The sequence below is a fragment of the Pseudomonas sp. NFACC45 genome, assembly GCF_900113505.1.
Classification (GTDB): domain Bacteria; phylum Pseudomonadota; class Gammaproteobacteria; order Pseudomonadales; family Pseudomonadaceae; genus Aquipseudomonas; species Aquipseudomonas tehranensis.
The window spans coordinates 228,329-253,566 of sequence record NZ_FOPO01000008.1 but is presented as its reverse complement, the minus strand read 5'-3'; the positions used below and the strand labels follow the sequence as shown (position 1 = coordinate 253,566).

25 protein-coding genes and 3 tRNA genes are annotated in these 25,238 nt (G+C 59.7%); 8 read left to right on the top strand and 20 right to left on the bottom strand.

Annotated features, from left to right (window positions below; genetic code table 11):
- Nucleotides 1–97 precede the first annotated feature (97 nt).
- The 3 genes from BM132_RS16765 to BM132_RS16755 all read right to left on the bottom strand — a co-directional run bounded on the left by BM132_RS16765 (nt 98) and on the right by BM132_RS16755 (nt 433).
- A tRNA-Leu gene (locus BM132_RS16765) sits at nt 98–182 on the bottom strand.
- A 57-nt stretch (nt 183–239) separates the two neighbouring features.
- A tRNA-His gene (locus BM132_RS16760) sits at nt 240–315 on the bottom strand.
- A gap of 41 nt (nt 316–356) precedes the next feature.
- A tRNA-Arg gene (locus BM132_RS16755) sits at nt 357–433 on the bottom strand.
- 282 nt (nt 434–715) lie between these two features.
- Here BM132_RS16755 and folD point away from each other — a divergent pair.
- Nucleotides 716–1,570, top strand: coding sequence for a bifunctional methylenetetrahydrofolate dehydrogenase/methenyltetrahydrofolate cyclohydrolase FolD (gene folD / locus BM132_RS16750; RefSeq protein WP_047228500.1), 855 nt, complete (start codon nt 716–718; stop codon nt 1,568–1,570).
- A gap of 269 nt (nt 1,571–1,839) precedes the next feature.
- Nucleotides 1,840–2,778: a D-alanyl-D-alanine endopeptidase gene (gene pbpG, locus BM132_RS16745; RefSeq protein ID WP_092400568.1), complete on the top strand. Its 939-nt coding sequence runs from the start codon at nt 1,840–1,842 to the stop codon at nt 2,776–2,778.
- Between the two features lie 44 nt (nt 2,779–2,822).
- Here the strand turns inward: pbpG and BM132_RS16740 are convergent, their stop codons facing one another.
- Both BM132_RS16740 and BM132_RS16735 read right to left on the bottom strand, forming a co-directional pair.
- Nucleotides 2,823–3,026, bottom strand: a complete 204-nt coding sequence (locus BM132_RS16740; RefSeq protein ID WP_092456990.1) for a DUF6021 family protein — start codon at nt 3,024–3,026, stop codon at nt 2,823–2,825.
- A 99-nt stretch (nt 3,027–3,125) separates the two neighbouring features.
- Nucleotides 3,126–3,803 carry a peptidase C39 family protein gene (locus BM132_RS16735; protein ID WP_092456987.1) on the bottom strand — a complete coding sequence of 226 codons (678 nt, stop codon included), beginning with the start codon at nt 3,801–3,803 and terminating at the stop codon, nt 3,126–3,128.
- Between the two features lie 222 nt (nt 3,804–4,025).
- Between BM132_RS16735 and BM132_RS28485 the strand changes: the two genes are divergently transcribed.
- Nucleotides 4,026–4,193: a hypothetical protein gene (locus BM132_RS28485; protein WP_177218184.1), complete on the top strand. Its 168-nt coding sequence runs from the start codon at nt 4,026–4,028 to the stop codon at nt 4,191–4,193.
- Between the two features lie 75 nt (nt 4,194–4,268).
- Here the strand turns inward: BM132_RS28485 and BM132_RS16730 are convergent, their stop codons facing one another.
- Complete coding sequence (locus tag BM132_RS16730) at nt 4,269–5,018, bottom strand: TerC family protein (protein ID WP_092456984.1); 750 nt, start codon at nt 5,016–5,018, stop codon at nt 4,269–4,271.
- A gap of 28 nt (nt 5,019–5,046) precedes the next feature.
- Nucleotides 5,047–5,298 (bottom strand): hypothetical protein, encoded by a 252-nt coding sequence (locus BM132_RS16725; RefSeq protein ID WP_092456981.1) that lies wholly within the window; start codon nt 5,296–5,298, stop codon nt 5,047–5,049.
- Between the two features lie 136 nt (nt 5,299–5,434).
- Here BM132_RS16725 and nhaR point away from each other — a divergent pair, with 136 nt between their 5' ends.
- Nucleotides 5,435–6,331: a transcriptional activator NhaR gene (gene nhaR, locus BM132_RS16720; RefSeq protein WP_047228504.1), complete on the top strand. Its 897-nt coding sequence runs from the start codon at nt 5,435–5,437 to the stop codon at nt 6,329–6,331.
- On the opposite strand, the gene BM132_RS16715 is transcribed toward nhaR, so the two are convergent.
- Nucleotides 6,328–7,485 (bottom strand): MFS transporter, encoded by a 1,158-nt coding sequence (locus tag BM132_RS16715; protein ID WP_092456978.1) that lies wholly within the window; start codon nt 7,483–7,485, stop codon nt 6,328–6,330. The two genes, nhaR and BM132_RS16715, sit on opposite strands and share 4 nt — an antisense overlap.
- Nucleotides 7,486–7,768: 283 nt before the next feature.
- On the opposite strand from BM132_RS16715, the gene sstT reads away from it, so the two are divergent.
- The gene (sstT, locus tag BM132_RS16710; protein WP_092400558.1) at nt 7,769–9,001 is read left to right on the top strand and encodes a serine/threonine transporter SstT; all 1,233 of its coding nucleotides are present in this window, start codon (nt 7,769–7,771) and stop codon (nt 8,999–9,001) included.
- Between the two features lie 188 nt (nt 9,002–9,189).
- On the opposite strand, the gene BM132_RS16705 is transcribed toward sstT, so the two are convergent.
- Nucleotides 9,190–9,699: a DUF1993 domain-containing protein gene (locus BM132_RS16705; protein WP_092400556.1), complete on the bottom strand. Its 510-nt coding sequence runs from the start codon at nt 9,697–9,699 to the stop codon at nt 9,190–9,192.
- A gap of 130 nt (nt 9,700–9,829) precedes the next feature.
- Between BM132_RS16705 and BM132_RS16700 the strand changes: the two genes are divergently transcribed.
- A complete protein-coding gene (locus BM132_RS16700; RefSeq protein ID WP_092456975.1) occupies nt 9,830–10,477 on the top strand; it encodes a YceH family protein in 648 nt (215 codons plus the stop codon).
- Nucleotides 10,478–10,563: 86 nt separating this feature from the next.
- On the opposite strand, the gene BM132_RS16695 is transcribed toward BM132_RS16700, so the two are convergent.
- Nucleotides 10,564–11,385 carry a shikimate 5-dehydrogenase gene (locus BM132_RS16695; RefSeq protein WP_092456972.1) on the bottom strand — a complete coding sequence of 274 codons (822 nt, stop codon included), beginning with the start codon at nt 11,383–11,385 and terminating at the stop codon, nt 10,564–10,566.
- Nucleotides 11,386–11,546: 161 nt separating this feature from the next.
- Here BM132_RS16695 and BM132_RS16690 point away from each other — a divergent pair, with 161 nt between their 5' ends.
- Nucleotides 11,547–11,897: a hypothetical protein gene (locus tag BM132_RS16690; RefSeq protein WP_092400550.1), complete on the top strand. Its 351-nt coding sequence runs from the start codon at nt 11,547–11,549 to the stop codon at nt 11,895–11,897.
- A gap of 92 nt (nt 11,898–11,989) precedes the next feature.
- Here BM132_RS16690 and BM132_RS16685 read toward each other — a convergent pair whose 3' ends face one another.
- From BM132_RS16685 to arsN2, 6 genes are all read right to left on the bottom strand, one after another.
- Nucleotides 11,990–13,510, bottom strand: a complete 1,521-nt coding sequence (locus tag BM132_RS16685; RefSeq protein ID WP_092400548.1) for a nucleobase:cation symporter-2 family protein — start codon at nt 13,508–13,510, stop codon at nt 11,990–11,992.
- A gap of 141 nt (nt 13,511–13,651) precedes the next feature.
- Entirely contained in the window at nt 13,652–14,470 is an 819-nt protein-coding gene (locus tag BM132_RS16680) for an arylamine N-acetyltransferase family protein (RefSeq protein WP_092456969.1), read from the bottom strand.
- 111 nt (nt 14,471–14,581) lie between these two features.
- Nucleotides 14,582–15,376 (bottom strand): exodeoxyribonuclease III, encoded by a 795-nt coding sequence (gene xth / locus BM132_RS16675; protein WP_092400544.1) that lies wholly within the window; start codon nt 15,374–15,376, stop codon nt 14,582–14,584.
- A 69-nt stretch (nt 15,377–15,445) separates the two neighbouring features.
- On the bottom strand, nt 15,446–18,022 hold the full coding sequence (locus BM132_RS16670) for a bifunctional diguanylate cyclase/phosphodiesterase (RefSeq protein ID WP_092456966.1): 2,577 nt from the start codon (nt 18,020–18,022) through the stop codon (nt 15,446–15,448).
- A 205-nt stretch (nt 18,023–18,227) separates the two neighbouring features.
- Complete coding sequence (locus BM132_RS16665; RefSeq protein ID WP_092456963.1) at nt 18,228–19,799, bottom strand: sensor domain-containing diguanylate cyclase; 1,572 nt, start codon at nt 19,797–19,799, stop codon at nt 18,228–18,230.
- A 208-nt stretch (nt 19,800–20,007) separates the two neighbouring features.
- Nucleotides 20,008–20,439, bottom strand: a complete 432-nt coding sequence (gene arsN2 / locus BM132_RS16660; RefSeq protein ID WP_092456960.1) for an arsenic resistance N-acetyltransferase ArsN2 — start codon at nt 20,437–20,439, stop codon at nt 20,008–20,010.
- Between the two features lie 192 nt (nt 20,440–20,631).
- Here arsN2 and BM132_RS16655 point away from each other — a divergent pair, with 192 nt between their 5' ends.
- On the top strand, nt 20,632–21,783 hold the full coding sequence (locus BM132_RS16655) for a mechanosensitive ion channel family protein (protein WP_092400691.1): 1,152 nt from the start codon (nt 20,632–20,634) through the stop codon (nt 21,781–21,783).
- 86 nt (nt 21,784–21,869) lie between these two features.
- Here BM132_RS16655 and BM132_RS16650 read toward each other — a convergent pair whose 3' ends face one another.
- From BM132_RS16650 to BM132_RS16635, 4 genes are all read right to left on the bottom strand, one after another.
- Entirely contained in the window at nt 21,870–22,118 is a 249-nt protein-coding gene (locus BM132_RS16650; protein ID WP_177193373.1) for a hypothetical protein, read from the bottom strand.
- 158 nt (nt 22,119–22,276) lie between these two features.
- Nucleotides 22,277–23,164 carry a LysR family transcriptional regulator gene (locus BM132_RS16645; protein ID WP_092456957.1) on the bottom strand — a complete coding sequence of 296 codons (888 nt, stop codon included), beginning with the start codon at nt 23,162–23,164 and terminating at the stop codon, nt 22,277–22,279.
- A 4-nt stretch (nt 23,165–23,168) separates the two neighbouring features.
- On the bottom strand, nt 23,169–23,855 hold the full coding sequence (locus tag BM132_RS16640) for a cysteine hydrolase family protein (protein WP_092456954.1): 687 nt from the start codon (nt 23,853–23,855) through the stop codon (nt 23,169–23,171).
- A 123-nt stretch (nt 23,856–23,978) separates the two neighbouring features.
- Complete coding sequence (locus BM132_RS16635) at nt 23,979–25,064, bottom strand: diguanylate cyclase (RefSeq protein WP_092456952.1); 1,086 nt, start codon at nt 25,062–25,064, stop codon at nt 23,979–23,981.
- Between the last annotated feature and the right edge of the window lie 174 nt (nt 25,065–25,238).

The following is a 25,238-nucleotide window of genomic DNA, read 5'->3' as shown; positions in this document are numbered from 1 at the left end:
CAGGGCGGCAACACAACAAAAAAAAACGTGAATACAAAAACGGCGCAGCCCTCTTCAGGTACTGCGCCGTTCTCTGCTATTTAAATAGCGACTTGTATGGTGCGGACGGAGAGACTCGAACTCTCACACCTTGCGGCGCTGGAACCTAAATCCAGTGTGTCTACCAATTCCACCACATCCGCGTATCAAGCTTTTAAAGCAAAGGCGCCAGATTGTTAATCTGGCGCCTTTCTAGAATATGGGGTGGACGATGGGGATCGAACCCACGACAACGGGAGTCACAATCCCGTGCTCTACCAACTGAGCTACGCCCACCATATTGCCTTGTTGCCTTACTTGTGCCAAAGCTGCCTAATTGGCGCACCCGGCAGGACTCGAACCTGCGACCATCCGCTTAGAAGGCGGATGCTCTATCCAGCTGAGCTACGGGCGCCTTTTTAATCTGTATTCTTGGACGATTACAAACTAAGTGCTTTCAGTGTTACCGAGTTAAAAACAACTAACTCCGCCTCACCTTCTTAACCAGTGCTAGGCTGTGCCCGACAAGTGCGACGAATGTTATAGACGGCCCGATAGGTCGTCAACTCTTTTTTAAAAAAAATTCATTTAATTAAAGGGGTTAGGGGAATTTGCAGACCAAGCGCCTTTGCCCTCACGCCTCGGCATGCGAGAATGCGTTCTCTTTTTTTCCCCTCTCGATGGTTAACCACGCGCAATGACTGCACAACTTATCGACGGCAAATCGATCGCCGCCAGCCTGCGCCAGCAGATCGCCCAACGAGTCACCGAGCGCCGCCAGCAAGGCCTGCGCACGCCCGGCCTTGCGGTGATCCTGGTCGGCAGCGATCCTGCCTCTCAGGTTTATGTCTCGCACAAGCGTAAAGACTGTGAAGAGGTCGGCTTCCTTTCCCAGGCCTACGACCTGCCTTCCGAAACCACTCAACAAGCGTTGGCTGATCTGATTGATCGCCTGAACGACGACCCGAACATCGACGGCGTTCTGCTCCAACTGCCCCTGCCTGAACACCTCGACGCCTCCAAACTGCTGGAGCGTATCCGCCCGGACAAAGATGTCGACGGCTTCCATCCTTATAATGTCGGCCGCCTGGCCCAGCGGATCCCGCTGCTGCGCCCCTGCACCCCCAAAGGCATCATGACGTTGCTGGAAAGCACCGGCGTGGACCTTTACGGTCTCGATGCCGTGGTTGTTGGCGCGTCCAACATCGTTGGCCGTCCGATGGCCATGGAGTTGCTGCTGGCCGGCTGCACCGTCACCGTAACCCATCGCTTTACCAAGGACCTGGCTGGACACGTCGGCCGCGCCGACCTGGTGGTCGTTGCCGCCGGCAAGCCTGGCCTGGTGAAGGGCGAGTGGATCAAGGAAGGCGCCATCGTCATCGACGTGGGCATCAACCGCCAGGACGATGGCAAGCTGGTCGGCGACGTGATCTACGAAACCGCCCTGCCCCGTGCAGGCTGGATCACTCCAGTCCCTGGCGGTGTAGGTCCGATGACCCGCGCCTGCCTGCTGGAAAACACCCTGTATGCGGCGGAGACGCTGCATAGCTGATACGCCTTTTCAGCCCAGCTCCAAACCCTGTGGGAGCGCGCCCGCTCGCGATAGCCTTGTATCACAGCCTTCATCATTGCTGGCTGACACACCGCTATCGCGAGCAGGCTCGCTCCCACAGGCGTTTATGGGCCCTTCATTAAACTTTATTTAATCGCAAGCCCCGGCGGTACAGGCGTATAGCGCTGCCATCGCCCATACTCATAAAATGCAGCGCTTTTTAACAAGCCGTGCTGCACGGCACCTTCAACTCTATCGAGTCTACTCGCGTGAAAATCCGTCTTTCGATCCTCAGCCTGTTCATCGCTTTCACAGGTACCTTCATCACGCAAAATGTCGACGCGCAGGAAACCATCGCCACCCCCCGAGACACCTCAAAACTGCAAGTCGCCTCGGGCAGTGCGATTCTGCTGGACTTGCAGACAAATAAAGTCGTTTATGCGAGCAATCCCGACGTAGTGGTGCCCATCGCTTCGGTGACCAAATTGATGACCGGTCTGATCGTGCTGGATGCCAAGCAGGATCTGAATGAATACATCTCCATGACCATCGCCAATACCCCGGAGATGAAGGGAGTATTTTCCCGGGTCAAGCTCAACAGCGAACTGTCACGCCGGGACGTGTTACTGATCGCCCTGATGTCGTCGGAGAACCGCGCCGCCGCCAGCCTCGCCCACCACTACCCGGGCGGTTACGCAGCGTTCATCGCGGCCATGAACGCCAAGGCAAAGGCGCTGGGCATGAGCAGCACCCACTATGTCGAGCCCACAGGTCTGTCGATTCACAACGTTTCCACCGCCCGGGACCTGACCAAACTGCTGATTGCGGCCCGCAAATATCCACTGTTGAGCGAACTGAGTACCACCAAGGAAAAGACCGTAACCTTCCGCAAACCGGTTTATAGCCTGGGCTTTCGCAATACAGACCACTTGGTCCATAAGGCTGGCTGGGACATCCAGTTGACCAAGACCGGCTTCACCAATCAGGCCGGCCACTGCCTGGTACTGGTGACGAAAATGAGCAATCGACCGATGGCCCTGGTGGTGCTGGATGCGTTTGGCAAATACACCCACTTCGCCGACGCCAGCCGGATCCGTAGCTGGGTGGAAACCGGCAAAAGCGCCAGCGTCCCTGCCGCGGCCCTTCAATACAAGGCGGCCAAGAACCTCAAGAGCCGCCAAACCGGTGTGGTCGAGGCGTCGAATTAATTAACCTGGCAAACAAAGCCCCGATTCACCGGGGCTTTGTTTATTCAAGGTTTTAGATCACCCAGCGGGTCATACGCTCTGGAACCGGGCTCCTCCTGCTCATCCTCTTCGTCCAAAGGCGCCTTGGCGGGGCCTATCGGATCGACTTGAGGATCACCGAGATCCGGCGAGTCGGGGTCAAATCCCAAATCATCACCAGCAGAATGTTCGGAAGAATGTGGCCCCGTGGGTGTTTTCGACTGTGCCATGCTTCTCTCCTCGCAATCATGGGCCGGATATTCCAGCCCTGATGTTAGGAGCCCTGGCAGGGTGGGTGGTGCCCGACAAGTGACGAACGGGGCGTGAGATCAGTGCGCGTTGCTCAGGGCTTGAGTCGCCCGGGCCGCAGCCTGTTCCTGCCCTGCCCCGGCCAGTTCGCCCGCAGCTTTCAGCCAGCGCTGAGAGTCTACCTTGGCCGGGAGCTGCGTAGGCCGCTGGACCAATACCGCCCAGCCGCCAGCATCTTTGAGAGCCGACTCAAACCCACTGAAGCTCATCAGCAGCCGCCGGTTCATCCCCGATCGCAGCAAGACCGTCTGCTTTTGGCGGTCATAACCGACGAGAATGCCGTACCTGGGCCCAGACCAGAAAGCCGCTCCGTCCGTGTAGCGCACCAGCACGGGATAACCCGCTGCAACCTGCTCCAACAGTGCCGGCAGTTCGCTGTCGAGGGGATACACCACCAGCCCATACTCTCGCGCCAAGGTCTGCAGGTTCTGCTGCAAATGCGCCTCGCCTTTGGGCAGATGCAGAGGTTTCTCCAGCAGCCCCGGTGTGATTACCGTGCCTTGCAGCGTCAAGAGGCTGGCCAGCGACTGGGGGCCACCCTGGTACATTTCGCCGCGAAAGAACGGCACGCTGTTGAGCTCCACCCGCTCGGGCAGACGCTGAATCTGCGGCGACACACTGCCTGCGCAACCCGCCAGGACCGCCAGGCAGGCCGTCACCAGCACCAGTGATCGAAAAGAGGAAATTACCGGAAGCATTAGGACTCTCTTGTTAAGGCACCCGACATCGGGCCAGGCAAGGGCCGTCGATCATAAGGTGCAGACAGACGTGGGTATAGCCTTAAACAGCAGTCCCATCGCGGCGATAGAACGAAGCGGTCCGTCTGTCGTCAATACCGATCGATTCCCTGCAACACTTTAGCGACTAGACTGTCCATTGTAACGAGTGCGTCGCCCTGACTGGGGCAGAAGGAGGCACAGATGAGCCTGACCACAACAATCCTGATGCTGATATTCGGCTGGTTAAGCGTCGCCACAGCCATGCTGTGGGGCGTTTTGCGCATTGCACGCCGCCATCATCCTGCGCCGCCCCCAGCGCGGGCGGAAAAAGCACCAAAATCGGCCAGGCGCCACGCCGCCGCACACTGACCGTCCCGCCGCCCTTCAAAAATCCAAAAAAAAGCCGCCCGAGCATCGACCCGGGCGGCTTTTGACTATCTGCAATCAGGCTTCTTCGGCCAAGGCCTTTTGCTGACGGCGACGCGACATCATGTTCAACACCTCGATCGCTGCCGAGAACGCCATGGCTGCGTAGATATAGCCCTTGGGCACATGAGCACCAAAGCCTTCGGCGATCAGCGTCATGCCGATCATGATCAGGAAGCCCAGCGCCAGCATGACCACCGTGGGGTTGTCATTGATGAACTTGGCCAGCGGTTCGGCCGCCAGCAACATCACCAACACCGAGATCACGACGGCGATGATCATGATCGGCAGATGCTCGGTCATGCCCACCGCGGTAATGATGCTGTCGATGGAAAACACCAGGTCCAGCATCAGGATCTGACCGATCGCAGCGGCAAAGCCGAGGGTCACGCCGGAGGTAGCGGATTTGGGATCATTCGGCGCCGGGTCCATGCTGTGGTGGATCTCGGTGGTGGCTTTCCACAGCAGAAACAGGCCGCCGGCGATCAGGATCATGTCCTTCCAGGAGAACGCCTGGCCAAGAATTTCGATAACCGGCTCAGTCAACTGCACGATGAAAGCAATGGTACTCAACAAGCCCAGGCGCAGGATCAGCGCCATGCCAATGCCGATACGCCGTGCCTTGGCGCGGTGCTGTTCGGGCAATTTATTGGTCAGGATCGAAATGAAGATCAGGTTATCGATGCCCAGCACGATTTCCATGACGACCAGAGTCGCCAGCGCGATCCATGCAGTAGGGCTGGCAGCGAGTTGTAAAAGATAATCCATGGGTCAGTCCTGACTCGATATGACGGGGTTAGATGGTTTGGGTGGAGGTTTCGGATTCTTCAGCTTCCTCCGCCGGCTTCTTCTTGGGGCTGATCAAGCCGCCAGTGGCCTCGCTGATAGCCTGTTCCGCGGCCTTATGGGTGTCATCGATTGCCTGCTTGGCCGTTTCAGCGGCTTGCCCCATCAACTGCTGGGCACTTTTTTCGGCCTGTTCGCAGCCAACGAGGGCGATTGAAGACACCGCCAACAAGGCCGCCACACCCAGGGTTTTGTACGTCATGGATAAATGCCTCTCAGGAGTAAACAGAGCACCAAAGGTGGCTCACCGATGGCCCGGCATTCTAGAGAGATGAATACTTCAGGAAAATTCGTATTTTCAGCGGTTATACTTCGGTTTTTACGAATCGGCGTGCCTTATGCTCAATTACCGACAGTTGCATTACTTCTGGGTGGTGGCCAAGACTGGCAGCATCGTGCGGGCCTGCGAGCAACTGAACCTGACACCACAAACCATCAGCGGACAGATTTCGCTGCTCGAGCAAACCTTTAACATCAAGTTGTTTCGCCGCGTCGGACGGCAGCTGGAACTGACCGAGGCTGGCCGCCAGACGCTGCCCTATGCCGAACACATGTTCCAATTGGGTGGCGAACTGGAGCTGATGCTCCGGGCCCAACCCAATGAGCAGCAGACGCTGTTCCGGGTCGGGGTCGCGGATGTGGTGCCCAAGTCCATTGTCTATCGGCTGCTGGCGCCGACCATGGAGCTCAGTGAGCCGCTGCGCATCACCTGCCGCGAAGACAAACTCGAGCGGCTGTTGGCGGACCTGGCGATCCAGCGCCTGGACCTGGTGATCTCCGACAGCCCGATGCCGACCCACCTGGATATCAAGGGTTATAGCCAGAAGTTGGGAGAGTGCGGGATCAGCTTCTTTGCCACCGCTGCGCTGGCCGAGCGCTACGGGCAGGATTTTCCCCGCAGTCTGCAGGATGCCCCACTGCTGATTCCCGGTGCCGAAACCGTGGTACGCAGCCGCTTGCAACGCTGGTTCGCCGAGCAACAGATCCAGCCGCGCATCGTCGGCGAATTCGACGACAGCGCGCTGATGCAGGCCTTCGGGCAATCAGGCAGCGGAATTTTCATCGGCCCGAGCGTGATCGCCGAAGAAGTTCAGCGCCAGTACGGCGTTCAGGTGATCGGCCAGACCGATGCGGTCAGCGAGTCGTTCTATGCCATTTCCGTGGAGCGCAAGGTCAGCCATCCGGGCATCGTCGCCATCGCCGAAGGTGCGCGACGCGAGCTGTTCAGCGCCTAGCACTGCGCGCAGGCGGCACGGGGCTTGAAGGTCATCAGCAACAACGCCAGCAGGATCGATATGAGGATGAAGCCGGACGCGGCGAAACCAACGCTGCCCAGGCCCAGGGTATCGATGACGCGCCCACCGACCATCGCCCCCAGGCCAATTCCCAGATTGGCCCCGGCGATGTTCAGCGACGCGGCAAAGGCTGGAGCCTCAGGCGCGGCCTTCATCAGTCGTACATGACTGACCAGGAACAGGGCCGCCTGGGTCACTCCCCAGATGCCCATCGCTGCTGCCAGCCCGACGGTCGAATGAATGCTCGGCACCAGCGCCACCATGCCGCCAATCAGGAACAGACAAAACACCATCGAGGCGATCAATGGATGCCGATCTACCGCGCGCCCGCCCAAGGAGTTACCCACCAGCCCCACGGCCCCGAAGCCCATCAGGCACCAGCCCACGAGTGTGCCGTCGAACCCGGCCAGGCGCTCGAGGATATCGGCCAGGTAGGTGTACGCGGTGAACATGCCGCTGAACACCAGGATCGACAGCAGCACATGGCCCTGCATCAACGGGCTGCGCAAGATCTTGAGTTGCGAACGCAAACTGACTTGACGCTGGTGCAGATTGGTTTTGGGCAGGTAGATAAACAGCAGCAACGCCTTGGCGAACGCAATGAACGCCAGGATCGCAAAGGCGCTGCGCCAGCCGAACGCATCAGAAATCAGCGTGCCTACCGGAATACCGAACACCGTGGCACAGACAATGCCGAACCCGATCCGGGCGATGGCCCGCCCGGCAAACTGCGGCCCGACAATGTCCACTGCCGTTTCACTGGCCAATGCCCAGAACACCGGCAGCCCCAGGGCTGGGATCAAGCGGGCGATGGCCATTACGCCGATATTGGGCGCCAGAGCCGCCAGTGTGTTAGCCAGACCAAACATAACCAACACGCTGATAAACAGCTTGCGCCGCTCAAAGCGAGCGAACCAGGCGGTCAGAAACGGCCCGAATGCCGCCACGGTAAATGCAAACAGCGTCACCAGCAGCCCGGCCTGGGCAATCGTGACTTGCAGGTCGCGGGCAATGGATGGCAACAGGCCGACGATGATGAATTCGGTGGTCAGCACTGTAAAACCAGCCGCCGACAACAGAAAAACAGACAACATGCAGAACTCCAGCAAAACAACGACACCAGCGTCAGCCCAGAAGGGCCGCTGGCAGAGTAGAAAGGGGATTGCCCAAAAGCCTAACAGAATGTGCCCCTCAGACAAACGCGCGTGAACGCCCAAGCGACGGATCGTCACAGGTCCGTCAGATTTTTCAACCGGCTGTGATAAAGTCCGCGGCCTGCAAACGCCGTACTTTCTTTTCGGTCCCGCTCATGTGGCCTGCCCGCTTGTTGCCCTGAGGGGTCGACCGTTGCACACAAAAAAAATCAGAGATGCCGTTATGACTGCTTTGTCCCCTTCCGTTCTACACCGCCTCAAACGCACCGGCCTGGTGACGCAAATCGTCATCGGTCTGATCGCCGGCATCATCCTGGCGTGGCTGGCGCCGGACCTTGCCAAGTCCACCGCCTTCATCGGCAAGGTCTTTGTGTCAGCGCTCAAGGCCGTGGCACCGATCCTGGTGTTCGTGCTGGTCATGGCGTCGATCGCCAACCACAAGCACGGGCAGGAAACCCATATCCGACCGATTCTCTTCCTTTACCTGCTCGGCACTTTTGCAGCCGCAGTGGTCGCGGTGGTTGCCAGTACCCTGTTTCCGTCCAGCCTTGTCCTGGTCTCCCATGACGTCGCCGTCACCGCCCCCGGCGGCATTGGCGAAGTACTGCAGAGTTTGATGCTCAGTGTGGTGGACAATCCGGTCAGCGCCCTGATGAATGCCAACTTCATCGGCATTCTGGCCTGGGCCATCGGCATGGGCATTGCCATTCGCCATGCAGGCGAAACCACCCGTACCGTGCTCGGGGACCTGTCCAACGGCGTGACCGTGATCGTGCGCGTGGTCATCTGCTTCGCCCCGCTGGGGATCTTCGGCCTGGTGGCTTCTACCCTGGCAACCTCAGGTTTCAGCGCATTGCTGGGCTACCTTCACCTGTTGACCGTGCTGATTGGCTGCATGCTGTTCGTGGCGCTGGTGATGAACCCGCTCATCGTATTCTGGAAGCTGCGTCGCAACCCGTACCCACTGGTCTTCACTTGCCTGCGCGAGAGCGGCATTACCGCATTCTTCACCCGCAGTTCGGCGGCGAATATCCCGGTCAACCTGGAACTGAGCAAACGCCTGGGCCTGCACGAAGACACCTATTCGGTATCGATCCCGCTGGGCGCGACCATCAACATGGCCGGTGCCGCCATTACCATCACCGTACTGACCCTGGCGGCGGTGCATACCCTGGGTATCGTGGTGGACGTGCCGACAGCCGTGCTGCTGAGCGTCGTCGCGGCCATTTGTGCCTGCGGCGCGTCCGGAGTGGCCGGTGGTTCGCTGTTGCTGATTCCCCTGGCCTGCAGCCTGTTCGGCATTCCCAGCGACATCGCCATGCAGGTGGTCGCCGTGGGCTTCATTATCGGTGTCCTGCAGGACTCGGCGGAGACTGCGCTCAACTCCTCTACCGATGTGCTGTTCACCGCGGCGGCTTGCTTGGGTGAAGAAGAGAAACTCGCTCATAAGGCGTAACAAATGCGTTGGCTGTACGGACGTCATCGCGAGCAGGCTCGCTCCCACAGGTTTTGGGCACACACAAAGCCCATGTGGGAGCGAGCCTGCTCGCGATAGCGGTGGTACATCCGCCGCCGATCTGACAAACAAACACCAAAAAGCCCGGGACGGCCCACACCGTCCCGGGCTTTTTCTTACTGGCGGGTTTAGAACGCGCCCATGTAGTCGCGTTTGCCCACTTCTACGCCATTGTGGCGCAGCAGCGCGTAGGTGGTGGTGACGTGGAAGAAGAACTGCGGCAGACCATAGGTCAGCAGATAGTTCTGGCCGGTGAAGCGTTTTTCCTTCGGCGTGCCCGGACGGGTGACGATCTCGATGCCTTCCTTGCCATCGATCTGCTCGGGGCTGATACCGTCGATGAACGCCAATACCTTGGCGATCAAGGCTTGCAGTTCGGCAAAGGTGGTTTCGCTGTCGTCATATTTCGGCACTTCAAGCTCGGCCAGGCGCGCAGATACGCCTTTGGCAAAATCCACCGCGATCTGCACCTGGCGTACCAGCGGGAACATGTCCGGGTACAGGCGGGCTTGCAGGAACGCGTTCGGGTCGATGTTTTTCGCAGTGGCGTGGGCTTCAGCCTTGTTCAGGACATCACTCAGGGCGTTGAGCATCTGCTTGAAAACCGGGATGGAAGCGGCGTACAGGGAAATAGTCATGGCGATCTCATGCAGGTGGCAGGAAAGGACAAATCAAACGGGTGCGATTATAGCCACGCCTTATTGCACAGCTTGTCTTTTATTGCGCAAGGATTAGGCTAGGCGGCTTCCACAGCAGAGGGAACGCGCGATGAGTATCGAAGAACAAAGCCCGGCCGAAGAACCGCGGCTCAACAGCACGGAAATCCGCATTCTCGGCGCGCTGGTCGAAAAGCAGGCCACCAACCCTGAGACCTACCCGCTGACGCTCAACGCCCTGGTGCTGGCCTGCAACCAGAAGACCAGCCGTGAGCCGGTCATGAACCTCAACCCGGGCCAGGTCGGCCAGAGCCTGCGTGCACTGGAAGGTCGCGGCTTTACCAAACTGGTGATGGGCAGCCGCGCCGACCGCTGGGAGCATCGGGTCGACAAGGCCCTGGAGCTGGTGCCGGCCCAAGTGATTCTGATGGGGTTGCTGTTCTTGCGCGGCCCGCAGACAGTCAGTGAACTGCTGACCCGTAGCGGTCGGATGCACGATTTCGAAGACACTGAACAGGTGGTGCATCAGCTTGAACGGCTGATTGCCCGTGGCTTGGCGCTGTTGGTGCCGCGCCAGCCCGGCCAGCGGGAAGACCGCTACATACACGCCATGGGCGACCCGGCGGATATCGAAGCGATCCTCGCCGCCCGCCAGCATCCCGTGGAGCGTGGTGCCGGCAGCGGCGTGTCACTGGAGCGCATCGAAGAACTCGAAGCGCGGATCGCCGCACTGGAGGAGCGTCTGGCCAGGCTGGAATAGCCGTGTAGGAGCTGTCGAGTGCCACGAGGCTGCGATCTTGTTCCAGACAATTGAGTCGAGAGCGAAAGATCAAAGTCCAAAGATCGCTACGCAGCCCGGGCGAACGCCACGGCCTTCTTGAATTGTTCCGCGCTGGGCCGCACGCCGGTGTACAGGACAAACTGCTCCAGGGCCTGGATCGCAATCACTTCGAGCCCGGTGATGACCCGTTTGCCCTCAGCTTGGGCGCGCACGATCAGCGGCGTTTGCGACGGGATCGCCACCACATCGAACACCGTCTCGGCACCTGCAATCACGTCGGGTTCGAACGCCAACTGGTCGGCTTCCGGGCCGCCGGTCATGCCGATCGGCGTGACGTTGATCAGCATCTGCGGCCGTCGCTCCCCCAGTTCAGCCTGCCACTCGTAACCCAACGAGTTGGCCAAGGCTCGCCCGGCGGTTTCGTTGCGGGCCACGATCAAACCGTTTTTATAGCCGCCGTCGCGCAAAGCGCTGGCCACCGCCTTGGCCATGCCGCCGCTGCCGCGCAGAGCAAAGGTTGAATCCTTGGGCACCGCATGGGTTTGCAGCAATTGGACGATCGCGATGTAGTCGGTGTTGTAAGCCTTTAAATGACCATTGGTGTTGACGATGGTGTTGATGGACTGGATCGCCGCAGCAGAGGGATCCAGCTCATCGACCAGGGCAATGCAGGCCTCCTTGAATGGCATCGACACCCCGCACCCACGGATGCCCAAGGCCCGAATACCGCCGATGGCACCGGGCAGGTCCTGGCTGCTGAATGCCTTGTAGTAGAAATTCAGCCCCAGTTGCTCATACAAGTGATTGTGAAAGCGCAGGCCGAAATTCCCGGGGCGGCCCGATAGCGACATGCAAAGCTGGGTGTCTTTGTCGGGATTGATCTGCATGCGTGACTCCTTCTCGTAAATAAACCGCTACAGACCTTACACAATATTTACCCAGCGGCGCGGCAAATTCTGGAAAAATCGCTGTCAGAGCAAGTATCCCCGCGGCCCTCATTCGGGTCTGTTGCAGACCACAGGCGCCGGGGCCAAAACGAGGAATCGTTATGAACCGTCAACTCCCCATCATCGCCCTGCTCGTGGGGGCACTCGCGGTCACCGGCCAGGCATCCGCCCATGGTCGAGGTGGTTGGGAGGGGCCCGCCGTGTTTGGTGCAATCGTTGGTTCGGCCATCGTCGGCTCAGCGATCATCAACCGTGATCGTCCGGTTTACGTGCAGCAACCGGTGTACGTCCAGCCACAGCCGGTTTATGTGCAGCAGCCGCCACCGGTCTACTACCAGCCACAGCCGGTCTACATCGAGCGCCCTGTCTACTATCGCCCGGCGCCGGTGTATTACGGGCCACCACGGGGCTATTACTACGGCCCACCGCGCGGTCATTACGGGCGCTGGTGATCAGTAAACGAAAGGCCTGTGATCGAGGATCACAGGCCTTTCTTTCAAGAGACATAAAGCCGAGCAAACGCCGTCACCACGGGTTTTATCGGCTAGACGTGCTCGCTGCTTTTCAGTCGTACCGGGCCATGCTCTACCGGTGCATGGGCTGCCTCCGCCACCACCGGAATCTCGTTGCCATCGCAGTCGTGCAGCTTGCCGTCACTGAAGTAGTCGCCTTCGCGCAGCGCCGCCAGGTCCTGATAACGCAACACCCGCTCGGTACCGGCGGCGAATACGGACTGCTGATCCGAGTTGCCCCGGGTGAAGTGATTGAAGGCCAGGTTCAGCACGATGGCCATGATCGCCGAAGAGCTGATGCCCGAATGGAAGATCGTCGCGAACCAGCTTGGGAAATGATCGTAGAAATTCGGCGCGGCGATGGGAATCATGCCGAAACCGATGGAGGTGGCGACGATGATCAGGTTGACGTTGTTGCGGTAGTCGACTTTTGACAGCGTCCGGATGCCGCTGGCCGCCACGGTGCCGAACAGCACGATACCGGCACCACCCAGCACCGAGGTCGGCACCGCCGCGATCACTCGGCCCATGAACGGCAGCAGGCCGAGCACCACCAGAAAGACCCCGCCAGTTGCCACCACGAAACGGCTCTTGATCCCCGTCACCGCCACCAGCCCGACATTCTGGGCAAAGGCGCTCTGGGTGAAGGAGCCAAAGATCGGCGCGATCATGCTCGACAGCATGTCGGCCCGCAGGCCATTGCCCAGACGCCTGGAGTCGACTTTGGTGTCGATGATCTCGCCCACCGCGAGGATATCGGCGGACGTTTCCACCAATGTCACCATGATCACGATGCACATCGACAGAATGGCCGCGACATGAAAAGTCGGCATGCCGAAGTGGAAGGGTGTGGGGAAGCCGAACATAGGGCCTTGGCTGACGGATGAGAAGTCCGCCATGCCCAGGAATACGGCAATGACTGTGCCGATGACCATTGCCAGCAGAATCGACAGCCGCGAGATCGTCGCGCTGCCCATTTTGCTCAGCAGCAGCACCAGAACCAGGGTGACGGCGGCCAAACCGATATTGGCCATGCTGCCGAAATCGGCGGCGTGGCTATTGCCACCCATGGCCCAGCGCGCCGCGACCGGCATCAAGGTCAAGCCGATGGTGGTGATGACGATGCCGGTGACCAGCGGTGGAAAGAACCGGGTGATTCGCGAGAACACCGGGGTAATCAGCAAGCCGATCAAGGACGCGGCGATCACCGCTCCGAGGATGGCCTGGAATCCCCCTTCTCCGCCGCTGCCGACGATCGCCACCATGGTCGCGACCCCGGAAAACGAAACGCCCTGCACGAGGGGTAACTGACAGCCAAAAAATGGCAGGCCAAGGGTTTGCAACAGTGTTGCCAGCCCTCCCGCAAACAATGACGCCGCGATCAACAGGCCGATGTCCGCCGGTGACAACCCGGCGGCCTGACCGATGATCAATGGCACAGCGACGATGCCACCGTACATGGTCAACACATGTTGCAGGCCGTAAGCCATATTCGCGCCGACGCCAAGGTTTTCGTCCTCGGGCCGTGGGAGTGAAACATGGGGCGTTTTCATGGTTCGGGAGTTCCCTGTTTTTTGTTATGCGCACACTGTATTCAAAATTCAGGACAAATGTCCATAGAGTTGTATACAACTTGCTGCGCAACACCCCTTCTCTCCCGTGAACCCTTCCGCCCCCCTGCTACCCCCACTCCGTTACAGCAACCCGACCAGGGCGGGCCGTAAAAGCTCACGGGGCGGTACACGCAGACCAAATTCGTTCTCCAGCAGGTCGATCAGTTCGTCGGCGTCGGTGATTGTCCGGCGCTCGCTCTGCTCGCCTATCCGGTGCAAGGCATAGCTGTTGCCGTTGAGTGTCTTGCGCAATCCATCGCCAGTGCGAGCCACCATCAACCGGCCCATGAACGGCGACTCGGGGTGGTTGCTGACATACCAATTGCCGACGGTGTAGTCGATGTCTTCCTGGCGCTGCAGATCGAACAGGTACATCGGCCGCCATTCGTCGGCCACGCAGGCACGGAGCAGATAGCCGTCCGGGTGAGCCTCGATACGATAGGGTTCGTGAGGAGTGGCCTGGGTATCACGACTGTCCAGCAGCAGCGGCGCGGTCGGCACCATGCCGCCGAAGCCGACATCGGTGGTGTAACGCACCCCGTCAAGCGTCACCAGGCTGAGGCGGTGGGTGCGGGCCGGCCAGGCACCTTCAGGGGCATTCATCACCACCCGTCCAGTGATGCCTCGGGCTTCGAAGCCCAGTTCCAGGAGCAGCGCCAGGAACAATTGATTAAGTTCATAGCAGTAGCCCCCGCGGCCTTGCTCGAAGACTTTTCGCTCCACTGATTCCAGGTCAATGGGCACGGGTTGGCCCAGCAGCGTCGAAAGGGTTTCAAAGGGAAACTCGGCGGTGTGGCGTCGTTGAAGCTGGCGCAAGGTGTCGAGGGTCGGGGCTGGCGGTGTGTCGAAGCCCAGGCGTTGCAGATAACGGCCCGAATCGTTCAGTCGGGTTTGGCTCATGAGGATGTCCTTTCCTGTCCAATGCAGGGCTTACAAAAAGCACGCTGCTGGGATGCAGATATAAGGCATTCCCCTTTGCGAGACAATAACTGGCCAGGAGAACTCGCTCCCTCACCGACGTTTTCGCGAAGCGAGCCGGATCCAGGTGGGAGCATGGTCGCTGGGATGTGGTTGATTCCTGACCCATGCGTCCACGCCCGCTTCGCTCAGGTAAGGACTGGCCGCCGGGTTGAGCAGCAGGTGATCGATGCGCAGCCCGGAGTTCTTTTGCCAGTGCTGACGGAAATAATCCCAGAAGGTGTACACCCGCTCGTCCGGGTACAGGTGGCGCAACGAATCGGTCCAACCCTGGTCGAGCAACCTTTGGTAGCACTCGCGGCTTTGCGGTTGCAGCAGTGCATCCTTGAGCCAGGAACGCGGGTTGTAGATGTCCAGGTCGGTGGGCACCACGTTGTAATCCCCCGCCAGCACCACCGGATGATCGCTGGCCTGCAGCCCTTGAGCATAGGCGATCAGCCGTTCGAACCAGGCCAGTTTGTAATCGAATTTGGGCCCTGGCTGCGGATTACCGTTAGGCAGATAAAGGCAACCCACCAGCACGCCATGCACCGCTGCCTCCAGGTAACGACTGTGGCTGTCATCGTCGCCGCCGGGCAAGCCACGGCGGCTCTCCAGCGGTTGCGCATCACGGGCCAGGATCGCAACGCCATTCCAGGACGCCTGGCCGTGCCAGAGCGATCCATACCCCACCGATTCCAGCTGCGCAGCGGGGAAATCCTTGTCCGCTGCCTTGAGTTCCTGCAAGCAGACAATGTCGGGTTTCTCCCGCTCCAGCCACTCCAGCAGATTGGGCAGTCGGGCCCGGATGCCGTTGATATTGAAGGTTGCTATGCGCAGGTTTTTCATCGGGCCAGAGCTCCAGAACCAGGACACTAGCTGTGACCGATAAGCCACCGTGGTGGTTGCAACAAACGTTCACGAACCGGTTTTCGACAGCGGCCGGCCGCTCTCGAGCAAATGCGCAAACGCCTGCTTGTCGATCGGCCGACTGAGGAAATAGCCCTGCACCTCGTGGCATTGGTCCGAACCCAGCGAGCCCAGTTGCGCGAGGGTTTCCACACCTTCAGCCGTAACGGTCAAGCCCATGGCCTTGCCCAGGTTGATGATCGCCTGCACCACTGCGCGATCATTGCTGCTGTTGCTCATGGACGCAATGAAGCGCTTGTCGATCTTGATGCCGTCGAAAGGATAGGTACGCAGATAGCCAAGTGACGAATAGCCGGTACCGAAATCGTCCATGTTCAAGCGCACGCCCAGCTCCTTCAGGGCATTCATGACCTGGAGGGCACCATCTACATCGTTGAGCATCACGTTTTCGGTGATCTCAAGCTCCAGGCGACTCGCCGGGAAACGGGTGTCGATCAGCACCTGACGCACATCTTGCACCACATCGCTGCGCTCAAATTGCGCCGGTGACAGGTTGACCGAAACCATCAGTTCCCCCGGCCAGGTCAACGCGGTTTCACAGGCCTCGCGCAACACCCAACGCGACAGCGGGACAATCAGCTCGGTCTGCTCAGCCAAGGGAATGAACGCGTCGGGGCCCAGCAAGCCCTGGGTCGGATGCTGCCAGCGAACCAGCGCCTCGACGGCCACGATCTCCCGGCCATCGACTTTGTAGCGCGGCTGGAAATGCAGGACGAATTCGTTGTTCTTCACGGCCTGACGCAAGTCGCTTTCCAGTTGCCGTCGATGCTGGATTTGATCGTTCATCTGCGAAGCAAAATAGCACCAGGTTTTCTTACCCTCGGACTTGGCCTGGTACAAGGCGATATCGGCGCAACGGATCAACTCACCCGGTACATAACCCTGGCGGCGGCTGACGGCAATGCCGATGCTGGCGCCGATGTGCAACGCATGGGTCTCGTAATGGATCGGTTGCTGCAGGCTTTCGATCAGTCGCTCACAGAACCGGTCGATCTCGGTGGTGTTTTCCATCCCGCCGAGCACCACCACGAACTCATCGCCCCCCAACCGCGCCACGAGGTCCTGCTCGCGTGTACTGTCGCGCAGACGCTGGGCCACTTCCAGCAGCACCGCGTCGCCGGCCGGGTGACCGAGTGAATCGTTGATCGGTTTGAAATTGTCCAGATCCACCATCAGCAGCGTCAACGGTGCCGAATGCTCCTTGGCCACCAGCGCATCATCCAGGTGCCGGGCCAGCTTGTTGCGGTTTGGCAGGCCAGTCAGCGCATCGTGCAGCGACAGATGCTGTACCTGGGCATGGGCGGCCACTTCGTCAGTGATGTCGCTGGCAGTGCCGCGATAGCCCACCACCTGCGCCTTGTTGTAGATCGGCCGCGCCGACACTCGACAGAAGCGTAATTGCCCGGAATGATCGCGGTAGGAACAGCGCAGGTGGCTGGCGTTCTGCTCTTCGGTCAGCTTGCCCAGCCACAAGGCGATCGGGGTCGTGTCGCAATACAACAGCTGTTCGATAGCCTGGCCCAGCCACTGCTGATCGGAGAACCCGGTGACCGTGTTGAAACGTCCCGACAGATAGGTGATGTGCTGCCGGTCGTCAATTTCCCAGATCCAGTCGGAAGCGGCCTCGGCCACCGCCCGAAAACGTTCTTCGCTGGCTTCAAGGGCCTGGGTCGACAATTCCAGACTGTCGTAGCTGGCATCCACATGCCGCGCGGTGCGCATGGCGTATCGAAAAAAGTAAGCAGTCAACAGCGCCAGAATCAACAGCGCGCCGCCCAGAGGCGGTATCAGCGACCAGAGCAATTGCTGGCCGGGCCGCTCCAGTCGGGACACCAGGCTGTAACCGGTGCTGTCCAGCGGCACGGCTGGCTGACCGACTTGCAGCGCCGTGTCTTGCTTGAGCGTCAGGTCGGTCAGCCCGTAACTGTTCCCCAGTTTGCGGAGCTTGACCGGGGTCAGTTGGTCGACGAACAGCAGGACCGATGTCCCCTTGGATTCGACCTGGGGGCGCTCGTCATTGGGCAGGATCACCGACGCAGTGACAATGGCGGGCCAGCCTTCGAACAGCGTGTAACGAACCGTGGACACGGTCAGATCGGGTTGCTCCTGAAGCTGCGCCACCAGATCGGCCAGGGGCAGATTCATGTAAGCCGCCGCATCCCTCTGGACATTCTGCCCGCGTACCACCGCGTACTTGGTGCGTTCCCGGTCAATGACAAACACGCCCTCGTATTCATCGTTGGTGAAGAGCGTCTTGCCCATATTCTGTTCGGTGTAGGCCCATTGCACATCGACCTCACCGTTGAGGTGCTCATAGGCCGTGGTCCAGTAGGTATAACTGGCAATGTAGTTCTTCGAGGCAGTGATACGGTTCTGGAGGGCCCGCTCCGTATAGAAATGGGTCTTGCGCGCATCCTGCGCGTCCAGTTCATGGGCGATATTGAACAGCGCGGCAACGGCCACCAGCACACCCAGGACAAACAAGCCGGCGACGGCCACCACCAGACGACGGGTGATGGGGGTGTGACGCGTGGTATGTGCAGGGGTATCGGCAGCGGTATCCATTGACCTGCTCCTGTCCTATCGACGCTGGCTTCGACGTGTCAGAACAGGCAATCCCGGTGTTCCGTCACGCCCTTGACCTTAGCACCCACTGCCTGAACGGTTGGCAAGCCCCCAAGATTTGAGACGAGGCCTGCACATCATTGCCACTTCGCTGGCCAAGTGCCTGAACAATTGACCGTGACAAGCCGCCGATGATTCCACGATTTCAACGATCCGAGCGCGCCAGCGTATCAAACCCGTCTTCCATCGATAGCGCCGCCACTCGGTTGCGTCCGCTGTGCTTGGCCTGATAAAGCGCCGCGTCAGCCCGCTGGAGGAACACTTCAATGCTGTCCAGACTGCTGGGCACGAACGCGTAACAGCCCAGGCTCACCGTCAAGTAGCCGGTAGGAGAGCCGGCATGGGTGATGTGTTGGTCGATGACGCTGCGGCGGATCTGCTCGGCCAGGGCCAAGGCCCCTTGCAGGTTGGTATCGGGCAACAGCACCGCGAACTCCTCGCCGCCATAGCGCACGGCAAGGTCAGCCTTGCGATGACAGCACCCCTTGAGCACCTTCGCCATTTCTGCCAGGCAATGATCCCCGGCCACGTGGCCATAGGTGTCGTTGTAACGCTTGAAGAAATCGATATCGAGCATGATCAGGCTCAAGGGGCTGCGCTGGCGGGCGCCCCGGCCAAACTCGATGTCCAGGGCCCGTTCGAACAGCCGACGGTTCGCAAGCCCGGTCAGGCTGTCATGGGTGGCAATCAGCTCCAACGCCTCCTGGGCCTTGCGCAGGTCCGCTTCGATCCGTTCGCTGTTGCGCAACTGGCGCACGAATACCCAGCCGAACAGGCAGATGCCCACCACCACCAACGCTACGATGAGACTGGATTTGAAGGCTCTGTCGTGCCACCCCGCCAGGATCGCCTGTTCGGACATCGCGGCGGTGACCACCAGCGGATAGGCCTCTAAATGCTGGTGGTCATAGAGCCTGAGGATGCCATCGGCAGCGGAACGGATGGTCGCGGTGCCGGCGCTGTCGCTGTACGGCTCATGCTGAAAGACGGGTTCCTCGGCCAGGGATCGACCGATTTTCGCCTCGTCGAAGGGTCGCCGGGCCAGCAAGGTCCCGTCTGACAAGGCCAGGACCATTTCGTCTTGGTCAGCGAGGCTGAAGCTTTCGAAGAATTGATCGAAGTACGACATCTTGATCCCAGCCAACAACACGCCCTGGAAATTGCCGTCCTGATCATTCAAGCGCCGCGACACCGGGATGATCCAGTCACCATTTTGTCGACTGCGGATCGCCGGCCCGATATGAGCGGTCAGGGCGGTGTTCTGCTGATGGAAACTAAAGTAGTCCCGATCTGCTACCCCTGGGCCCCTGTGCAGTTGTTCAAAGGACGTAATGACCCACTGACCGTGCTTGTCGAACAGAAACAGGCCATGCAATTGCTCCAGTGACTGCACGCGCCGGGCGAAGGTTTTCTGCAGACGTGGTTGCAGCGCCGGACCGAAACCGTCGCTTTCTATCCAGTCCGCCAGGCTGGTCAGGACCAAGTCTGTCTGCTGGAACGTGTCCTGAGCCTGTTGGGCCATGGCCCGGGTGAGGTTCGCTGAGGCGGTGCGCGCCGACTCCAGGTCGTAGCGACGAGACTGTTCCAGTTGCAAAAAAAGCAGGCCACACAGGCACAGGCAGACCGCCGCGATAAACGCCACCGCTGCCTTGAGCAACGGCAGGCGCTTGAGGGCACCACCGGGGACATGGAACGGATCAAAATTGGGGATAGGCAAGCGAATTCCTGAGGGGGGCAAAGCATGAGCGAAACCCTCAAAGCCCCCAATATTCGTGAGCTTAGCCTACCGCTTGGGGGGGCGGCAATTTGCCGGTGTGGCGTAGCCGATGGGTGGCTCAATGGATCCAAAATCCTGCGCATCGCCCTGTCAAATTCGCCCATTCAGGCAGGGTTAATTCGAGTCCAGGAATTAGCCACACAGGCCACTAAACGAGGCGTTTGCTCAGGTAGGTCGCCGAGGCCGGGCACAATGACTTGAATTGGGCTGTTTGGCTGATCGACATTGGCGCCAGCGCACGGTCACGCGCCTGATATCCTTGGGCGACAAAAAACGCGGCGGCACTGTCAGTGAGCAAGTGAAAGCGTTCCGCGCCCTGGTTTTTCGCAAAGTCTTCCAGAGCGACCAGCATCGCTGCACCTATGCCGCGCCCCCGCAGTCCCTCAGGGACCACCAGAGAACGTAACAATCGGTCCGCGCCCTCCCCCTCGATCCCGCCAAACGCCGCCTGAGCGTCTGCTTGCCTGAAGCTGAAAAACCGTCGGCCCTGCTGGTTCAGGTCGTCCACTGGCAGACCCGCCAGGATCAGCGCCTGGCGCAACGGCTCCAACGCCTCATTACTCAGTTCGGTCATGTGCATGGCATTGCTCTGACAGAGGTTCTGCACAGAAAACTACGCCGCCAGCACCCTCGTATGCAACTGCTCGCGGAGAACAAAATTGAACGGCCCGTGCTTTGCGCGAACTAACCAGGTTCATGCCCTGCCCAGGTTCTCACACCAAAGTCGGCAAGGGCCAAAACCTGAACAGCAATGGCACAGGTGACCGTTCACATGGACTCAAGCTCTCTCCAATTCCTTACCGACACCCAATTACTCGGCATTTCCATCGCCAACTGGCTCCTGGCCCTGGGGGTGATGGTGGTAAGTTTTATCATCGTCAGGGCCGGTATCGGCTTGCTGTTGAGAAAAGTGCAGGCCCGGGCACAGAAACCCGATGCGTATGTCAGCCACATCGCCGTCGAGGTACTGTCCAGCACCAGCAATACGCTGTTGTTACTGGCCTCCATCCTCATTGGTATCGGCGTCCTGGACCTGCCGGAGCGTTGGCTTGACCGGGTCAGCAGCCTCTGGTTCGTGGTCGCAGCCTTGCAGGTGGGGCTGTGGGCCAATCGGGCAATCGCCCTGGCGTTGCTGCACTACTTCGCCCGCCACAGCCACTCCGACATCCATCAGAAAAGTGCCTTGGCCACCCTGAGCCTGTGGGGCGCGAAGGTGTTTCTCTGGGCCGTGGTGCTCCTGGCGATGCTCTCCAATCTGGGCGTGAACATCACCGCCTTTATCGCCAGCCTCGGGGTCGGTGGTATCGCCGTGGCGCTGGCGGTGCAGAACATCCTCGGTGATCTGTTCGCCTCGCTGTCCATCGCCGTGGACAAACCGTTCGAGGTCGGCGACTTCATTGTCGTGGGTTCCCTGGCCGGCACCGTGGAACATGTCGGTTTGAAAACCACGCGGATCCGCAGCCTGGGTGGCGAACAAATCGTGATGGCCAATGCCGGAATGATCAGCACCACCATTCAGAACTACAAACGGCTTCAGGAGCGACGCATCGTCTTTGAATTCGCCCTGCCCCATGACTGCTCGACAGAACAGCTAAGGCAAGTGCCGGTGATCGTCGAAAACATTATCAAGGCTCAGGAAAAGACCCGCTTCGACCGCTCGCACTTTCGTGGTTTCGGCGAGAGCGCACTGGAATTCGAAACGGTGTACATCGTGCTGGACCCCAGCTACAACGTTTACATGGATGTCCAACAAGCGATCAACCTGGGCATGATGGAAGAATTCGCCAGAATCGGTGTGCGGTTTGCGATCCCGGCCCGTACCGTTCATGTCGCCTCGCTGCCCGATACGCAGGGGCAAACGTCCAAGGAAAATGCTCACAAGACCTCGCTGGAAGCCGCGCCTGAGTATCGATCGCAGCATTAATATCCAATCTCACAGTCAGCACTTGCCCTGTGGGAGAGAAGCTTGCTCGCGATGAGGGCGGACACGCAAATGGACGCCCACTCGTATCAAATAAACCTGACAGACCGCCGATTGAGCAGCGCATTGGAGCCGGTCTCAATCGCCGACGACCGGTTCTCCACTGGGGGTTTCCCCACGAGCAGGCTCAACGCGTTGTCGATCTCGTCGGCCGCCCCTTGTGCGTATTGCGCGTTTGCCCAGCCCCAGTGGTGTTCAAACATCAACCCGCCCACCGCCTGAGCGCACAGTTCATCACTGCTTACACCCATCTTTCCCGCCGCAGCGATCACGGCCATAAGGGCTTGTTCCAACTGACAAATTCGCTCGGTAGACACACTGACCCACTCGATAGGTAACGAGTGCTTAGCCTACCAATATATCAATGTGCCACCAACCGCAGGCGCTCAACGGTCGTTCCTCACATCGTCACAAGGTTTCCAGGCTTGGAGGAGCATCAGCTTCCGCTGCCGTAATACTGCGCCATGTAATCCACAAACACTCGAACCTTGGCCGGCAAATTCCGCGCATGCGGGTAAAGCGCATAGTAGTGCCGCTCCCCAAGCGTGCACTGCGGCAGAATCCGCACCAGTCTTCCCGTCAGCAGGTCATCCTGCACCGTCGCCAAGGTAAACGCGGCAATCCCCCCGCCCGCCAGAGCGCAGGCGTGCAAGGCGGTGATGGTGTCCGTATGAAAGCTGCTGGCGCAATCCACCGTGCTCGACTCCCCTGCTTCCCCCACCAGCACCCACTGCGTGGCCGAGGCATACGTCAGCAGCCGATGGTCGTTGAGTTCAGCAACCTCGCGAGGCAGCCCACGCTTGAAGACATAGGCCGGTGCCGCCACCAGCACCAGCGGCGAAACGCTGAGCAAGCGCGCAACAAGACTGCTGTCGGCCAGCGGCCCGCAAATCCGTAACGCTACATCGAACCCATCGGCAACCAGATCGACAAGCGGATCCGAGCAGGACAGATCGATCTGGATGTCCGGATAACGCGCCTCAAATGCCGGCAACCAACGGGCCAGCTCCAGCGTACCGATCACCAGCGGGGCACTGATGCGAAGCAGCCCCGAGGGCCGTTCCTGTTCCAGAGTCACCGCCTGGGACGCGGCATCCACGCGATCCAGAATATCCACGCAAGCAGCGTAATAGCGTTCGCCTGCTGCCGTAAGGCTCATGCGCCGGGTATTGCGATGGATCAGACGCACGCCCAGCGCGGACTCCAATTGCTGCAAGTTGCGCGACACCGACGAGTGAGTGGTGTCCAGCCGCTCGGCCGCGGCAGAAAACCCCTGAGCCTCCACGATGCAGCGAAACACGCGCATGGCGAGCATCTGATTCATATTTTCAGCGTACCGGCAGCTTGATGATTTGGGCGGTGGTCATCACATCACCGAAAGTATCCTCGACCTCGGCCAGTGCGGCCTTGTGCAAGGTGTCCTTGTCGATCGCTTCGCCACTGACCCGGGTGATCGCACGGGTAGCCGATGCATCGGAGGCGACCAACACATTGTAGCCAAGCGGCGCCGCATCACGGGCAGCACCGGCCACGCAGGCGTGGGTCATGAGACCGGAAATGATCAGGGTTTCGATGCCCGCGCTCTTCAAACGCTTGTCCAGGTCGGTACTGCCGAAGACGCTGACCGTGGTCTTTTGCAAAACAACATCCTGAGCCCTGGGCTGCATGTCCGGGTGGAATTTCACCGTTTCGCCACCCTCGGCAAACACCGCCGAACCGGCTGGCGCAATGTGCTGGATATGGAACACCGGCATGTGGTGGTCATCGGCGAAGTCAATCAGTTCGCGGGTGTTGGCCAAGGCAGCGGCACCGTCAGGGATGGGCATTTTGCCGGTGAAATATTCGTTCTGAAAATCGATGACCAGTAACGCGGTTTTACCGGCCGGGAGTTGGCTGACCGGCTCCGCGCCAGCCATGGCTCGAATAGTGGGATGTGCATCAGCCAGTGCACCGGTGCTGGCGACAATACCGGAGAACGCACAGGCGGCGAGCAAACGACGGGTGAAACGTTGCATAAGGGACTCCTTCATGGGTGGTTGAGTGAAGAAATCCTAGGGGGAGCGTTCAGGCGGGAACACAGTGCGGCTGGAACAGGACTTGTTTGTTTTTCGCACAAATCCACCGCTTCAGAGGGTGGGTCAGAAGGAAACGGCCGGTTCCCCCAATATCTGGCACTGCCGATGACACACAACCCGATTGCGTCCGCCGGTCTTGGCCTGGTAAAGCGCCTGGTCGGCGTCGTTGAGCCAGAAAGTCGCGTCGCCATAGGCCGGGTTGAAGGCCGCCAGGCCAATGCTCAGCGTGACTTTTAGCGCAGGGACCTGCTCGCACCCGAGCAGGGCGAATCGCTCACGCAGGCTCTCCATGGCGAGCACGGCATTGTGCAACGTCAGGTCCGGCAGAATCACGCCGAACTCGTCCCCTCCGTAACGCCCGACAACGTCGGCGGCCCGCAGGTTTTGCCTGAGCATCTTGCCGAGCTGACGCAACACCATGTCGCCGGCGCCATGGCCATAGGTATCATTGATGGCTTTGAAGTGGTCGATGTCCAGCAGCGCAATCACGCCGTGACCTGTCCCATCGTGTGGCTGTCTCAGGCAGCGCTGGAATTCTTCATTGAGCCGGTCCTTCCAGGCTCCGTGATTGAGTAGACCGGTCAGGCTGTCGGTACGACTCAGGGCCAACAACTCGCGCTTTTGTCGGCGCAGGGCGTCAGTCTGGCGAAAACAGATCCAACCCAACGCCAGCGGATAGATGCACAACAGCGGCAAACTGGCGTAGAGCTGCGCCGAGCTGGTCATGGGCACACTGGTCAACGGGAAGATGGCGGTGCCCAGGGCGATGCCCGCTATTTTCACTGCCGCCCCGGCGAACATAAAACGCAAGCCGCCGATGGAGACGTTGTTCATCGCCATCATCGCCAGCGTAACGGCCGTGGGCAGTGGATTGAATTGCATCGCCGCGACCCAGAAACCGCCAAGAAAGGCGTCGATCAGCAAGTTGCGGCGTTCGGCCTGGAACGGCAGGGCCGCGCGACGGGCCCATTGATAGGCCATATGCGGCCATATCAGGCCGTTGAAAAGCATGGCTCCCCAGACCCAGGGTGCCGGGTCGAGGGGATAGACCGCGACACTCACCAGCAACAACCCCAGCGCCAGGCCCAGGATTCGTGAGGTGTAAAGCCTCCTGGCCAATGACAGTCCCTTTCGTCCCGTTTTGTGCATAGAGACCTCTATACCGAGGACTTCCCAGGTTGTGGGATAGGGTAGTTTGAAGTCTATCAGGGCAACATCAAATAGCCACCAACGATGAAGGGATATTTATTCCCCTTCAAATGCACGGCGCTGTTCGGATTTTGGCTATACATGACAAAGGGAATCGGCAACCCACCACCAGGA

Excerpts from the sequence above, each read along its gene's own strand:
- BM132_RS16715 (WP_092456978.1), bottom strand. The coding sequence starts at position 7,485 with ATGTTGTCTGTTTTTCTGTTGTCGGCGGCTGGTTTTACAGTGCTGACC.
- BM132_RS16740 (WP_092456990.1), bottom strand. The coding sequence starts at position 3,026 with ATGGCACAGTCGAAAACACCCACGGGGCCACATTCTTCCGAACATTCT.
- BM132_RS16655 (WP_092400691.1), top strand. The coding sequence starts at position 20,632 with ATGGACTCAAGCTCTCTCCAATTCCTTACCGACACCCAATTACTCGGC.
- BM132_RS16725 (WP_092456981.1), bottom strand. The coding sequence starts at position 5,298 with ATGACGTACAAAACCCTGGGTGTGGCGGCCTTGTTGGCGGTGTCTTCA.
- BM132_RS16670 (WP_092456966.1), bottom strand. The coding sequence starts at position 18,022 with ATGGATACCGCTGCCGATACCCCTGCACATACCACGCGTCACACCCCC.
- BM132_RS16705 (WP_092400556.1), bottom strand. The coding sequence starts at position 9,699 with ATGACTATTTCCCTGTACGCCGCTTCCATCCCGGTTTTCAAGCAGATG.
- BM132_RS16685 (WP_092400548.1), bottom strand. The coding sequence starts at position 13,510 with ATGAAAACGCCCCATGTTTCACTCCCACGGCCCGAGGACGAAAACCTT.
- BM132_RS16700 (WP_092456975.1), top strand. The coding sequence starts at position 9,830 with ATGAGTATCGAAGAACAAAGCCCGGCCGAAGAACCGCGGCTCAACAGC.
- BM132_RS16735 (WP_092456987.1), bottom strand. The coding sequence starts at position 3,803 with ATGCTTCCGGTAATTTCCTCTTTTCGATCACTGGTGCTGGTGACGGCC.
- BM132_RS16635 (WP_092456952.1), bottom strand. The coding sequence starts at position 25,064 with ATGCACAAAACGGGACGAAAGGGACTGTCATTGGCCAGGAGGCTTTAC.
- BM132_RS16690 (WP_092400550.1), top strand. The coding sequence starts at position 11,547 with ATGAACCGTCAACTCCCCATCATCGCCCTGCTCGTGGGGGCACTCGCG.
- sstT (WP_092400558.1), top strand. The coding sequence starts at position 7,769 with ATGACTGCTTTGTCCCCTTCCGTTCTACACCGCCTCAAACGCACCGGC.
- BM132_RS28485 (WP_177218184.1), top strand. The coding sequence starts at position 4,026 with ATGAGCCTGACCACAACAATCCTGATGCTGATATTCGGCTGGTTAAGC.
- BM132_RS16695 (WP_092456972.1), bottom strand. The coding sequence starts at position 11,385 with ATGCAGATCAATCCCGACAAAGACACCCAGCTTTGCATGTCGCTATCG.
- arsN2 (WP_092456960.1), bottom strand. The coding sequence starts at position 20,439 with ATGCACATGACCGAACTGAGTAATGAGGCGTTGGAGCCGTTGCGCCAG.
- BM132_RS16730 (WP_092456984.1), bottom strand. The coding sequence starts at position 5,018 with ATGGATTATCTTTTACAACTCGCTGCCAGCCCTACTGCATGGATCGCG.
- BM132_RS16645 (WP_092456957.1), bottom strand. The coding sequence starts at position 23,164 with ATGAATCAGATGCTCGCCATGCGCGTGTTTCGCTGCATCGTGGAGGCT.
- folD (WP_047228500.1), top strand. The coding sequence starts at position 716 with ATGACTGCACAACTTATCGACGGCAAATCGATCGCCGCCAGCCTGCGC.
- nhaR (WP_047228504.1), top strand. The coding sequence starts at position 5,435 with ATGCTCAATTACCGACAGTTGCATTACTTCTGGGTGGTGGCCAAGACT.
- BM132_RS16650 (WP_177193373.1), bottom strand. The coding sequence starts at position 22,118 with ATGGCCGTGATCGCTGCGGCGGGAAAGATGGGTGTAAGCAGTGATGAA.
- xth (WP_092400544.1), bottom strand. The coding sequence starts at position 15,376 with ATGAAAAACCTGCGCATAGCAACCTTCAATATCAACGGCATCCGGGCC.
- BM132_RS16680 (WP_092456969.1), bottom strand. The coding sequence starts at position 14,470 with ATGAGCCAAACCCGACTGAACGATTCGGGCCGTTATCTGCAACGCCTG.
- BM132_RS16640 (WP_092456954.1), bottom strand. The coding sequence starts at position 23,855 with ATGCAACGTTTCACCCGTCGTTTGCTCGCCGCCTGTGCGTTCTCCGGT.